11 protein-coding genes are annotated in these 13,234 nt (G+C 71.2%); 7 read left to right on the top strand and 4 right to left on the bottom strand.

The features are described from left to right. Positions 1-7 precede the first annotated feature (7 nt). The 3 genes from BFN33_RS24750 to BFN33_RS24740 are packed head-to-tail and all read right to left on the bottom strand — an operon-like array spanning position 8 to position 2,829. Positions 8-1,720, bottom strand: a complete 1,713-nt coding sequence (locus BFN33_RS24750) for a cation acetate symporter (protein ID WP_069762349.1) — start codon at positions 1,718-1,720, stop codon at positions 8-10. Beyond that, a complete protein-coding gene (locus tag BFN33_RS24745) occupies positions 1,717-2,076 on the bottom strand; it encodes a hypothetical protein (RefSeq protein WP_057610623.1) in 360 nt (119 codons plus the stop codon). The genes BFN33_RS24750 and BFN33_RS24745 overlap by 4 nt, the downstream gene beginning before the upstream one ends. A gap of 3 nt (positions 2,077-2,079) precedes the next feature. Next, positions 2,080-2,829 carry a LytTR family DNA-binding domain-containing protein gene (locus tag BFN33_RS24740; RefSeq protein ID WP_069762348.1) on the bottom strand — a complete coding sequence of 250 codons (750 nt, stop codon included), beginning with the start codon at positions 2,827-2,829 and terminating at the stop codon, positions 2,080-2,082. Positions 2,830-2,907: 78 nt separating this feature from the next. Here BFN33_RS24740 and BFN33_RS24735 point away from each other — a divergent pair, with 78 nt between their 5' ends. The 7 genes from BFN33_RS24735 (at position 2,908) to BFN33_RS24705 (ending at position 11,474) form a co-directional block, all read left to right on the top strand. Continuing rightward, entirely contained in the window at positions 2,908-3,396 is a 489-nt protein-coding gene (locus tag BFN33_RS24735) for an Lrp/AsnC family transcriptional regulator (protein ID WP_069762347.1), read from the top strand. Between the two features lie 151 nt (positions 3,397-3,547). After that, positions 3,548-4,360, top strand: coding sequence for a dimethylargininase (ddaH, locus tag BFN33_RS24730; RefSeq protein WP_069762346.1), 813 nt, complete (start codon positions 3,548-3,550; stop codon positions 4,358-4,360). Beyond that, positions 4,357-5,577, top strand: a complete 1,221-nt coding sequence (gene rocD / locus BFN33_RS24725) for an ornithine--oxo-acid transaminase (RefSeq protein WP_069762345.1) — start codon at positions 4,357-4,359, stop codon at positions 5,575-5,577. Before ddaH ends, rocD begins: the two co-directional genes overlap by 4 nt. Before the next feature lie 99 nt (positions 5,578-5,676). After that, entirely contained in the window at positions 5,677-8,109 is a 2,433-nt protein-coding gene (locus tag BFN33_RS24720) for a SpoIIE family protein phosphatase (protein ID WP_069762344.1), read from the top strand. A gap of 58 nt (positions 8,110-8,167) precedes the next feature. After that, a complete protein-coding gene (locus BFN33_RS24715) occupies positions 8,168-9,412 on the top strand; it encodes a PP2C family protein-serine/threonine phosphatase (RefSeq protein WP_069762343.1) in 1,245 nt (414 codons plus the stop codon). Between the two features lie 236 nt (positions 9,413-9,648). Further along, entirely contained in the window at positions 9,649-10,374 is a 726-nt protein-coding gene (locus BFN33_RS24710; protein ID WP_069762342.1) for a 1-acyl-sn-glycerol-3-phosphate acyltransferase, read from the top strand. A 74-nt stretch (positions 10,375-10,448) separates the two neighbouring features. Further along, complete coding sequence (locus BFN33_RS24705) at positions 10,449-11,474, top strand: NAD(P)-dependent oxidoreductase (protein WP_069762341.1); 1,026 nt, start codon at positions 10,449-10,451, stop codon at positions 11,472-11,474. Between the two features lie 66 nt (positions 11,475-11,540). Here the strand turns inward: BFN33_RS24705 and BFN33_RS24700 are convergent, their stop codons facing one another. Beyond that, the gene (locus tag BFN33_RS24700; protein WP_069762340.1) at positions 11,541-13,154 is read right to left on the bottom strand and encodes an alpha/beta hydrolase; all 1,614 of its coding nucleotides are present in this window, start codon (positions 13,152-13,154) and stop codon (positions 11,541-11,543) included. Positions 13,155-13,234 lie beyond the last annotated feature (80 nt).

The raw sequence follows: 13,234 nt of genomic DNA, 5'->3' as shown, positions 1-13,234 counted from the left end.
ACCCGCGTCATGCCTTTACCTCCGCCCGCAGTTCCTCCGGCAGGTGGAAGCGGGCCAGGATCGCCGCCGTGCCCGCCGGTACCCGGCCCGCGGTGGCCAGGGACACCAGCACCATGGTGAGGAAGCCGAGCGGTACCGACCAGAGGGCGGGCCAGGCGAGCAGGGCGTGCTGCGGGCCGCCGGCCGGGAAGCCGGCCATGGTCGCGGCCACGGCGAGGAACGCGGAGCCGCCGCCGACCAGCATGCCCGCGGCGGCGCCGGGCGGGGTCAGCCGCCGCCACCAGATGCCGAGCACGAGCAGCGGGCAGAAGGAGGACGCGGAGACGGCGAAGGCGAGCCCGACCGCGTCGGCGACCGGCAGTCCTCCGACCAGGACGCTCGCGGCCAGCGGGGCGCACATCGCGAGAACCGTGCCGAGTCGGAAGTGCCGTACGCCGCGCGAGGGCAGGACGTCCTGGGTGAGCACGCCCGCCACGGCCATGGTGAGTCCGGAGGCCGTCGACAGGAACGCGGCGAAGGCCCCGCCCGCCACCAGGGCGCCCAGCAGGTCGCCGCCGAGGCCGCCGATCATCCGCTCCGGGAGCAGCAGGACGGCGGCGTCGGCGTCTCCGCTGAGGGTGAGTTCGGGGGCGTACAGGCGGCCGAGGGCGCCGTAGACCGGGGGCAGGAGGTAGAAGCAGCCGATCAGGCCGAGGACGGCGACCGTGGTGCGGCGGGCGGCGACGCCGTGCGGGCTGGTGTAGAAGCGGACGACGACGTGTGGCAGGCCCATGGTGCCGAGGAAGGTGGCAAGGATCAGCCCGTACGTGGCGTACAGAGGCCGTTCCTCGCGGCCCGCGGCGAGGGAGGTCGACATGCCGTCGCTGGTGCCGCGGTCGGCGGCGGGGACGGTGGTGCCCTTGGCGAAGGTCAGCTCGGTGCCCCGATCGATGTGGTGGGTGCCCGCGGGAAGTCGGAGCCGTTGGTCCTCGTGGCGGCGGCCGTCGACCGTGCCGGTGACCGTGACGGTCAGGGGGCTCTCCAGCTTGAGGTCGAGGGTGGAGTCGACGCGGACCAGGCGCTGTTCACGGAAGGTCGCCGGTTCCTCGAAGGCGTGACTGGGGGCGCCGTCGCCCTGCCAGGCGAGGATCAGGAAGAGGGCGGGGACGAGCAGGGCGGTGAGCTTGAGCCAGTACTGGAAGGCCTGTACGAAGGTGATGCTGCGCATGCCGCCCGCGGCGACGGTGGCGACCACGACGGCCGCGACGATCACTCCGCCGAGCCACTGGGGCGCCCCGGTCAGGACGGTCAGCGTCAGTCCGGCGCCCTGGAGTTGGGGCAGCAGATAGAGCCAGCCGACACCGACGACGAAGGCGCCCGCGAGCCGTCGCACGGCCTGGGAGGCGAGCCGGGCCTCGGCGAAGTCGGGCAGGGTGTAGGCGCCGGAGCGGCGCAGGGGGGCGGCGACGAACAGGAGCAGGACGAGATAGCCGGCCGTGTAGCCGACGGGGTACCAGAGCATGTCGGGGCCCTGGACGAGGACCAGGCCCGCGATGCCAAGGAAGGACGCGGCGGAGAGGTACTCGCCGCTGATGGCGGCCGCGTTCAGGCGGGGGCCGACGGTGCGGGAGGCGACGTAGAAGTCGGACGTGGTGCGGGAGATGCGCAGGCCGAACGCGCCGACGAGCACGGTGGCGACCACCACGAGCGCGACGGCGATGACCGAGTAGCTGGAGTTCACCGGTCCTCGACCAGCCGTACGAAGTCCCGTTCGTTGCGTTCGGCGCGACGTACGTACCAGCGGGCCAGCAGGACCATCGGGACGTAGAGACCGAAGCCGAGGACGCCCCATTCGAGGCGGTGGGCGTCCGGCATGGCCGCGAAGAGCAGCGGGAGCGGCCCGATGAGCAGTCCGAGGAAGGCGAACACCGCGAGGGCGGCGCGCAGTTGGGTGCGCATCAGGGAGCGGACGTAGGTGTGGCCGAGGGTGGTCTGTTCGTCGATCTCGGTGCGCGGCCGGTAGTAGCCGGAGGCGGGGCGGCTGCGGCGGGGCGGGCCGGTGACGACGACGCGCCGCTCGACGGGGTCCTGCGGCATGTTCTACGGCCTCCTCATCAGCAGGTCCCGCAGCTCACGCGCGTGGCGACGGCTGACCTGGAGTTCCTCGCCGCCGACGACGACGCTCACCGTGCCCGCGTCCAGGCGGAGTTCGCCGACGTGGCGCAGGGCGACCAGGTGGCGGCGGTGGATGCGGACGAAACCTCGGGAGCGCCAGCGTTCCTCCAGGGTGGACAGCGGGATCCGGACGAGGTGGCTGCCCTTGTCGGTGTGGAGGCGGGCGTAGTCGCCCTGGGCCTCGACGTGGGTGATGTCGTCGACGGCGACGAACCGGGTCACCCCGCCGAGTTCGACGGGTATGTGGTCGGGGTCGGGTTCGTGCACGGGAATCCGGGGCGCGCTGCCCAGGCGCTCGGCGGCGCGCCGGACGGCCTCCGCGAGGCGTTCCTTGCGCACCGGTTTGAGCACGTAGTCGACGGCCTTGAGGTCGAAGGCCTGGACGGCGAAGTCCTCGTGGGCGGTGACGAACACGACGAGCGGCGGGGTGGCGAACCCGGTCAGCAGCCGGGCGAGGTCGAGGCCGTCGAGGCCGGGCATGTTGATGTCGAGGAAGACGACGTCGATCGCCTCGGGCCCGCCGGGTCCCGACTCCAGAGCGCGGTTGATGCGGCGCAGCGCCTCGGTGGCGTCACCGGCGCCCTCCACACTGCCGATCCGGGGGTCGGTGCTCAGGAGATAGAGAAGTTCCTCCAGCGAGGGGCGTTCGTCGTCGACAGCCAGGGCGCGCAGCATGAACCCGGAGTGTAGGAGTAATTCGTACGACTGGACACGTGCGGAGGTGTGGACGCCCCCGCTGGATACAGTGCCGACATGAGCAGCAGGACCGTCGCCTTCGACGAGCTGGACCGGAAGATCATCACCGCGCTGATGGCGAACGCGCGGACGTCCTTCGCGGAGATCGGTTCGGCGATCGGGCTGTCCTCGACGGCGGTGAAGCGGCGCGTGGACCGGCTGCGCGAGACCGGGGTCATCACCGGGTTCACCGCCACGGTGCAGCCGTCGGCGCTGGGCTGGCGTACCGAGGCGTACGTCGAGGTGTACTGCGAGGGCGCGGCCCCGCCGCGGCGGCTGGCGGAGGTGGTCCGCAACCATCCGGAGATCACCGCGGCGATGACGGTGACCGGCGGCGCGGACGCCCTGCTGCACGTGCGGGCGCGGGACGTGGAGCACTTCGAGGAGGTGCTGGAACGCATCCGCGTGGAGCCGTTCATCCGGAAGACGATCAGCGTGATGGTGCTGTCCCATCTGCTCCCGGAAAGCCCCGAGGCCGGGGCGAGCCAGCCCGCACCGGAGGCGTAGCCGTTAAACGCACCAACCCTGCGTTTCACCGGAGGAACACGCAGCATTCCTGCACAGACGCGCAATTCTTGTTGCTTGTCGGGCCTGCCGCCCGTTTTCTACCTTGGTGTCAACCCTCAGTAGACACCGCAGGAAGCGGAGGAACCCCTCTGTGCCCGACTCCCGTGTGCCGCGCCGACGGCGTTTCCTCGTCTGCGAACCCAGACACTTCGCCGTGCAGTACGCGATCAATCCCTGGATGCATCCCGACACCCATGTCGACGTGGACCTGGCGCAGGAGCAGTGGCGGACGCTGATCCGCGCCTATGAGACCCACGGTCACGACGTCGCGGCCGTGGAGCCGGTCCCCGGTCTCCCGGACATGGTCTTCGCCGCGAACTCGGCGGTCGTCGTCGGCGGCCGCGTCTTCGGCTCCCTCTTCCACGCGCCCCAGCGACGCGCCGAGTCCACGCACTACGACCTGTGGTTCCAGACGGCGGGCTACGACGTCCACCGTCCCGCCGCCGTCTGCGAGGGCGAGGGCGATCTCGTCTGGACGGGTCGGTACGTGCTGGCCGGAACCGGGTTCCGCACGACCCGGGAGGCGCACCGCGAGGTGCAGGAGTTCTTCGGCCACCCGGTGATCAGCCTGACGCTGGTGGACCCGCACTTCTACCATCTGGACACCGCGCTGTTCGTTCTCGACGACGCCAACATCGTGTACTACCCGGAGGCCTTTTCGCCGGGCAGCCGCGAGGTACTCGCACGGCTGTACCCGGACGCGGTGCTGGCGACCCGGGACGACGCGATGGCGTTCGGCCTGAACTCCGTGTCCGACGGCCGGCACGTCTTCATCGCCCCGCAGGCCGAGGCCCTCGCCGTGCGCCTCGACGACCACGGCTATGTCCCCGTCCCCGTCGACCTCTCCGAGTTCCACAAGGCCGGCGGCGGCATCAAGTGCTGCACCCAGGAGATCCGCTCATGACCGCACCCGTAAGCACGCGTTCCTCCGCCGATCTCATCCGTGCCGAGGAGCCGGTCCTCGCGCACAACTACCACCCGCTGCCCGTGGTCGTCGCCAGTGCCGAGGGCACCTGGGTGCAGGACGTGGAGGGCCGCCACTACCTCGACATGCTGGCCGGCTACTCCGCCCTCAACTTCGGCCACCGCCACCCGGCGCTGATCGAGGCGGCGCACCGGCAGCTGGACCGGCTGACGCTGACGTCCAGGGCCTTCCACAACGACCGGCTCGCCGAGTTCGCGGAGCGCCTGGCCGAGCTGACGGGCCTGGACATGGTGCTGCCGATGAACACCGGCGCGGAGGCGGTGGAGAGCGGCATCAAGGTGGCCCGCAAATGGGCGTACGAGGTCAAGGGCGTCCCGGCCGACCGGGCCACGATCGTGGTGGCGGCGGAGAACTTCCACGGGCGTACGACGACGATCGTGTCGTTCTCCACGGACGAGACGGCCAGGGCGGGTTTCGGTCCCTTCACGCCGGGCTTCCGGATCGTGCCGTACAACGACCTGGCGGCGCTGGAGGCGGCGGTCGACGAGACCACGGCCGCGGTGCTCCTCGAACCCATCCAGGGCGAGGCGGGCGTGGTCATCCCGGACGACGGCTACCTGACCGGCGTCCGGGAGCTGACCCGCCGCAAGGGCTGTCTCTTCATCGCGGACGAGATCCAGTCGGGCCTCGGCCGCACGGGCCGCACCCTCGCCGTGGAGCACGAGGGAGTCGTCCCGGACGTCCTGCTCCTGGGCAAGGCGCTGGGCGGCGGCATCGTCCCGGTCTCCGCGGTGGTCGCCCACCGTGACGTCCTCGGCGTACTGCGCCCGGGCGAACACGGCTCGACGTTCGGCGGCAACCCGCTGGCGGCGGCGGTGGGCACGGCGGTGATCGAGCTCCTGGAAACGGGCGAGTTCCAGCGCCGGGCGGCCGAACTGGGGACGGTTCTCCGGGACGGCCTGGCGGACCTGGTCGGCAAGGGCGTCGTCGGCTTCCGTGCACGGGGTCTGTGGGCCGGCGTCGACATCGACCCGTCCCTCGGCACGGGCCGCGAGGTCAGCAAGCTGCTGATGGACGAGGGCGTCCTGGTCAAGGACACCCACGGCTCGACGATCAGGCTGGCACCGCCACTGACGATCACGGCGGAGGAACTGGAATCGGCACTGGGCGTACTGGCAAAGGTACTCAGGCCCTGACCAACCGATCCGCCCCTCCCCGTGGGCACACTCCCGACGTACCGGGTGAAGATGATGCGAAGAGGTGATAGACCACTCTCAGCGACAGAGAGGTCGGCCGTGGGCGCTCAGGAGGAGCACGACACCGCGCGGCACCGGTTCGACGTGGCCGATGCCGCGCCCCTGCTGCTCGACGCCCACGGCACGGTGACCGGCTGGACCAAGGACGCCGAGCGCCTGCTGGACTACCCCGCCACCGAAGCCGTGGGACGGAGCGTCGCAGCCCTTCTCACCCCCGAGGACGCCCGCCGACTGCCCGAGATCACCGCGCGCTGCCGGACCGACGGCAGCTGGGCGGGGCTGCTGACCGCCCTGCACAGACACGGCCAACCGGTCCCCGTGATGGTCCGGATCACGGTGGCCGACGACTCCGACAACTCGGAACGCTGGCTGGTGCTGCTGTCCGACATGGCGGAGGCCCCCGGCTGGGACATGAGCCGCCAGGTACTGGAACAGATGGTCACCCGCTCGCCCATCGGCATCGCGATCGTGGACACGGACCTGCGCTGTGTGTGGTCCAACCCGGCGCTGGAACAGTTCGGCAGTGCCCCGGCCCAGCAGCGGCTGGGACTGCGGTTCGCGGAGATCCAGCCGGGCCTGGACTCCGAGGCGATAGAGGCGCAGATGCGGCGCGTACTGGAGACCGGTGAACCGGTCGTGGAGTACGAGCACGTCGGCCGGGTCCGCTCCGCCCCGCACCGCGAGACCGCGCACACGATGTCGTTCACCCGGATCGACGACGACCGGGGACACCCGATCGGCGTCTACTACACGGTCGTCGACATCACCGATCGGCACCGGGCCCGGCAGCGCCTGGCCCTGCTCGACCGGGCCGGCGAGTACATCGGCCGCAGTCTGGACATCCGGCGCACCGCGCAGGAGCTGGCCGACGTGGCCGTACCCGCGCTGGCCGACTACGTCACCGTGGACCTGCTGGAGTCGGTGCTGCGGGGAGCGGAACCCACCACGCACGTCCCGCTGCTGCGGTCCGGGCAGCAGTCGGTGAACGAGGGTGTTCCGGAGGCCGTCGTCGAGGTCGGTGGCGTGGCCGCCTACCGGCCCGGGTCGCCCCCGCTGCGCTGTCTGGCCTCGGGCGAGTCCTGGCGCGAGGAGCGCCTGGACCCACTGGCCGCGGAGTGGGCCACCGACATCCCCGGCGGGCGGCGGGCCACCTTTCTGGAGCTGGGCCTGCACAGCGTGCTGGTGGTGCCGATCCGCGCCCGGGGCGTCACCCTGGGCGTCACCACCTTCTTCCGCCGACGCCGCCAGGAACCCTTCGCCGCGGAGGATCTGAACCTCGCCGAGGATCTCGTCTCGCGGGCGGCCGTCTGCGTGGACAACGCCCGGCGCTACACCCGCGAGCGCGAGGCCGCGCTGGTCCTGCAGCGCAGTCTGCTCCCCCACCGGCTGCCCGAGCAGGACGCCGTGGAGGTGACCGCCTGCTACCGGCCCGCCGACGAGCTGACGGGCCTGGGCGGTGACTGGTACGACCTCATCCAGCTCTCCGGCGCGCGGGTCGCCCTGGTGGTCGGCGAGGTGCCCGGCCACGGCATCGGCGCCGCCGCCTCGATGGGGCGGCTGCGGACCGCCGTACGAACCCTGGCGGCGCTGGACCTGCCGCCCGAGGAGGTGCTGGGTCACCTCGACGACCTGGTCGCCCGGACGGCGCGCGAGGAGGGGGTGGGCCCGGGGACGGAGGACACCGACAGCGCCCAGGGCTCCGGATGTGTGTACGTCGTCTACGACCCGGTCGACGGGCAGTGCACGATGGCCGCCGCCGGACATCCGGCGCCGGCCGTGATCCTTCCCGACGGCACGGTCGCGTTCGTGGACCTTCCGCAGGGGCCGTCGCTCGGCGTCGGCGGTCCCCCCTTCGAGTCGGTCGAGATGGCCCTGGCGGCGGGCAGCACGCTCGCACTGCACACCGACGGGCTGCTCGCCCATGGCGAGGAGTGGGCCGTGGACGCGGGCCGGGACCGGCTGCGTCAGGCCCTGGAAAGGCCCGCGCCCACGCTCGACCTGCGCTGCCGGGCCGTGGTCGACGCGCTGGCCCCCGACCGGCCGCACGACGATGTGGCCCTGCTCATGGCGCGCACCCGGCTGCTGGGGCCCGACCAGGTCGCGGACTGGGACGTGCCCGTCGACCCGGCCCGGGTCGCCGAGGCCCGCAAGACGGCGTCCCGGCAGCTGACGGACTGGGGCCTGGAGGAGTTCGCCTTCACCACGGAACTCGTCGTCAGCGAACTGGTCACCAACGCCATCCGGCACGCGGTCGGCCCGATCCGGCTCCGGCTGATCCGGGAGCGGTCCCTGGTCTGCGAGGTGTTCGACAGCGGCGACACCGCGCCCCATCTGCGCCACCCGCGCACCACGGACGAGGGCGGCCGGGGGCTGTTGCTGGTCTCCCAGTTCGCCCAGCGCTGGGGCACCCGGTTCGCGCCCGAAGGAAAGATCATCTGGGCAGAGCAGTCCCTCGAGGAACCACCGGACTGACCCCCGACTCGTGCATACCGTGGGAAAATGGTGCGATCCAGGCGATGAGGCGGCAGCCATGAGCGACATCCCCGACGACCCCGACGCCATCGACTACTCGGCCGTGTTCCAGGCGCTGCCCGGCATGGTCGCGCTCCTCACGCCCGATCTGGTGTACGCGGACGTCAACGCGGAGTTCCTGCGCATGGCCGGGCGCCGGCGCGAGGAGATCGTGGGCCGCTATCTCTTCGACGTCTTCCCTGACAACCCGAACGACCCCGCGGCGACCGGCATGCGCAATCTGGCCGCCTCCCTGCGCCGGGTGCTGGAGACCGGAGAGCGCGACTCCATGGCCCTTCAGCGGTACGACGTGGAGGCACCCGGCCGGCCGGGAGAGTGGGAGGAGCGCTACTGGAGCCCCTGCAACGCCCCCATCCTCGGCACGGACGGCAAGGTCGAGCTGCTCGTGCACCGGGTCGAGGAGGTCACCGAGCTGATCCGGGCCCGCGGCCGCGGGCGCGCCGACCGGGACCGGGTCCTGGAGGCCGAGCTGTACACCCGCGCCCGTGAACTCCAGGAGGTCAACGAACGGTTGCGGCAGGCCCACGCCCGGGACCGCGAGGTCGCGTTGACACTCCAGGAGGCCATGCTGCCCACCGGCCGGCAGAGGCTGCACCACAGGGCCGCCGTGCGCTACCGGCCCGCGGTCGGCACGCTCAACGTGTGCGGGGACTGGTACGACCTCGTCGACCTGGTGGGCGGCCGTCGCGTCGGTGTCTCGGTCGGTGACGTGGTGGGGCACGGGCTCCCGGCCGCCGGGGTGATGGGACAGCTGCGCAGCGCCCTGAGCGCCGCCTCCCGGGTGGCCGGGGGTCCGGCCGAGGCCCTGGACGTGCTGGGCCGGTACGCCCACGTGGTGGACGGCGCCGAGTCGGCGACCGCGGTCACCACGTTCATCGACCTCGACCACGGCACCCTCACCTACAGCAGCGCCGGGCATCCACCGCCGATGCTGGTGCACCCCGACGGCCGGGTGGAGTGCCTGGACAAGGCGACCGACCCACCGCTCGACGCCCGTCCCGACCCGATGCCCCGGGTGCAGGCCGCGACCACCTTCACCAGCGGCGCCACCCTCGCCCTGTACACCGACGGCCTGGTGGAGCGGCGCCGCGAGGACATCGACACCGGGCTCAACCGGCTCGCCGACTCCCTCGCCCGGCACCGTGAGGACGACCCCGAGACGCTCGCGGACGCGGTCCTGCTGGAGCTGCTCCCGCCCGGCGGCGCCACGGACGACACGGCGCTGGTCATCGTACGGCTGTGAACGCGACAGGACCCCGCCCGGGAATCAAGAGCGGCCCTTTGGCCGACCACCCCCGCGGTTCACGCCACAGCGCCTGGTCGGGTTGCCGCGCTCCGCCCGCCGGCACCAAGCTGGTCCGGCGTTCGGCACTGTTCCAGCCGTCGTGCCCTGCGCCTACACTGACAGCCCCGCCTCACGCCGGTTGACCAGCCAGAACGCGGAGTTGAGCCGTCCGCCCGACCGAGGAGCGCCCCCTCTTGTTCTATTACCTGCTCAAATACGTGCTGTTGGGGCCGTTGCTGAGACTGGTCTTCCGGCCCCGAATAGAGGGTCTTGAGCACATTCCGGAGTCGGGTGCGGCCATCGTCGCCGGCAACCACCTGTCCTTCTCCGACCACTTCCTGATGCCCGCGGTGCTCAAGCGGCGCATCACCTTTCTGGCGAAGGCCGAGTACTTCACCGGCCCCGGCATCAAGGGCCGGCTGACCGCCTTCTTCTTCCGCAGCGCCGGGCAGATCCCGGTCGACCGCTCCGGCAAGGAAGCGGGCCAGGCCGCCATCCGCGAGGGTCTCGGCGTGCTGCGCAAGGACGAACTGCTCGGCATCTACCCGGAGGGCACCCGCTCCCACGACGGCCGCCTCTACAAGGGCAAGGTCGGCGTCGCGGTGATGGCGCTCAGGGCTCAGGTGCCGGTGATCCCCTGCGCGATGATCGGCACCTTCGAGGCCCAGCCGCCCGGCAAGGTCATCCCCAACATCCACCCGGTGGTGATCCGCTTCGGCAAGCCGCTGGACTTCTCCCGCTACGCCGGGATGGAGAACGAGAAGGCGATCCTGCGGGCGATCACCGACGAGATCATGTACGCCATCCTGAAGCTGTCCGACCAGGAGTACGTCGACCAGTACGCGGCCGTGGTGAAGGCGGAGGAGACCGCCGCGCGCCGGGAGAAGGAGCGCAAGTTCCCCCGGATTCCGCTGAGCTGAGGTCTGCCGTCGGCAGAACCCCCTGGAGGAACCGGAGTTGACCGCCGTACGGTCGCCGCATGACACGACGTGCTGTGGTGATCGGAGCGACGGGACAGATCGGGCGAGCGGCCGTGGGCGCGCTGGCCCTGGACGGCTGGGAGGTGACGGCCGTCTCCCGGGGCGGCGGACGGGACGAGAGCTGGCCCGCGCAGGTGCGTACCGCGCGGGCCGACCGGGCGGACGACTCGGCCCTGGCCGCCGCGGTGGGCGACGGCTGCGAGGTCCTGGTGGACATGGTCGCCTACGGACCCGCGCACGCAGGGCAGTTGGTGTCGCTGGCCGACCGGGTGGGCTCGGCCGTGGTGATCTCCAGCGTGTCGGTGTACGAGGACGACAAGGGCCGCAGCTTCGACACCCAGGGCGAGCCGGGGGGCTTTCCCGAGTTCCCCGTGGGGGTGACGGAGGACCAGCGGACGATCGCGCCCGGCGAGGACTCGTACAGCACCCGCAAGGCCGGCCTGGAGCGTGAACTCCTCGCCGTGGGCGACCGGTTGCCCACGACACTGCTGCGTGCGGGAGCAATCCACGGACCGCACTGCCAGACCCCGCGCGAGCTGTACTTCGTCAAGCGCAACCTGGACGGCCGGCCTCGGCGTCTCCTGCCGTACGGCGGCATGAGCCGGTTCCACCCGGCGAACGTCCACAACATCGCCGAACTCGTCCGGCTGGCCGCCGCGAAGCCCGGCAGCAGGGCCCTGAACGCCGTGGACCCGGACGCCCCGACGGTGGCGGAGATCGCCGCCGCGATCGATTCCGTGATGGGCGTCGAGACGCAGAGCGTGCTGATCGACGGCCCACCGCCCTCGCCGACCGTGGGAGACACGCCGTGGTCGGTGCCGGTGCCGGTCGTCTTCGACATGTCCACCGCCGAACGGGAGCTGGGGTACCGACCGGTGGTGGCGCGGTACGCGGACCGGCTGCCGGAGACCGTCGCCTGGATCGAGCAGCAACTGGCCGGACGGGACTGGCGGGAGGCGTACCCGAGGATGTTCCAGACCTACGGCGACCTCTTCGACTACGCGGCGGAGGACGCGTATCTCGACTCGCTCGGCGCATGAGCACGGGCGCATGAGAAAAGGCGGCCGGTGGCTCCGGCCGCCTTGTCCCTTGCTACGTGCTACGTGCTACGGCTTGGGCGTGGCGTGCGGGGTGCACGTCACGTCGGCCTTGTCCAGCTTGCCGGTGAGCAGGTAGGCGTCCACCCGCGGGTTGATGCACGGGTTGACCAGACCGGTCACGCCGTGGGAGCCCGCGTCCTTCTCGGTGATCAGGCGGGAGCCCTTGAAACGCTTGTGCAGTTCGACGCCGCCGTCGTAGGGGGTGGCCGCGTCACGCTCGGACTGCACGATGAGCACGCCAGGCAGGCCCTTGCCGGTGCGGACCTCGACCGGGGTCTGCTGCTTGACCGGCCAGGTGGCGCACGGCAGGTTCAGCCAGGCGTTGGCCCAGGTCATGAACGGGTAGTTCTTGTTGAGCGCGGTGTTGTCCTTGTCCCACTTCTTCCAGCTCGTGGGCCACTTGGCGTCGGTGCACTCGACGGCCGTGTAGACGGCGTTGCCGTTCTCCGAGGAGATGTTGCCCGCGGTGTCCGACAGGTCCGGGGCGGCCGCGTCGACGAGCGCCTGGGTGTCACCGGCGACGTACTTGCTGAACACCGTCGCGACCGGCACCCACGAGGAGTCGTAGTACGGGGCGCTCTGGAAGAAGCCGATCAGTTCGGCCGGGCCGACGACCCCGCCGATGGGGTTCTTCTTGGCGGTGGCGCGCAGTTCGAGCCACTTCGCCTGGACCGCGGCACGGGTGGTGCCGAGATGGAAGGCGGCGTCGTTGGCGGCGACCCAGTCCTCCCAGTCCTTCCAGCGGCCCTCGAAGGCGATGTCCTGGTCGAGGTTGGCCTCGTACCAGATCTTCTCCCGGGACGGGTTGACGACGCTGTCGACGACCATGCGACGGACATGTCCGGGGAACATCGTGCCGTAGACGGCGCCGATGTAGGTGCCGTAGGAGACGCCCAGGTAGTTGAGCTTCTTCTCACCGAGTGCGGCCCGGATGACGTCCAGGTCGCGCACGGTGTTGGGCGTGGTCATCTGCGCGAGCATCGCCTTGCCGGTGCGCTCGGCGCAGCCCTCGGCGTACTCACGGGCCAGCTTGCGCTGGGCGCGCTTGTCGGCCTCGGAGTCCGGCACCGGGTCCATCTTGGGTGCCTTCACGAACTCCTGCGGGTCCATGCAGGAGATCGGCGCGGAGTGGCCGACACCGCGCGGGTCGAAGCCCACGAAGTCGTACGCCTTGGCCACGTTGGCCCAGATCGGGTTCTTGGTCGTGACGCGGAGCGGGAAGCGCATACCGGAGCCACCGGGCCCGCCCGGGTTGTAGACCAGGGCGCCCTGACGCTCCGACGGGGTGCCGGTGTTGCCGATGTGGTCGACGGCGAGCTTGATCTGCTTGCCGTTCGGCTTGGTGTAGTCCAGCGGCACGCTGACCCAGCCGCACTGGACCGGCTTCGCGATCCCCCAGTCGGCCGGGCAGTCGGCCCAGTCGATACCGGCCTTCGCGGCACGGGCGGCGGCGATCGCGGTACCGACGGACGCGCGGTCCTGTCCGTGTCGGCCGGCACCGGCCAGTGTGTTGGCGCCGGACGCGGGTGCCGCGACGGCACCGGATATGAGTGTGGCCGTGATGAGCACTCCGGCCGAACCGAGCGCGGTCGTCCGCCACTTCGGTCTCGTCTCCCTCAAGAGGGATCCCTCCCCGTACGTCGTTTCGATTCGTACGGGGATCCTCCTGGCTATGGAGACTCTGTGAACAGGGGGGCGGG

The sequence above is a fragment of the Streptomyces sp. LUP47B genome, assembly GCF_001746295.1.
Lineage (GTDB): Bacteria > Actinomycetota > Actinomycetes > Streptomycetales > Streptomycetaceae > Streptomyces.
Note: the sequence above shows the minus strand (reverse complement) of the source record. Positions and strands in the feature narration are given on the sequence as shown.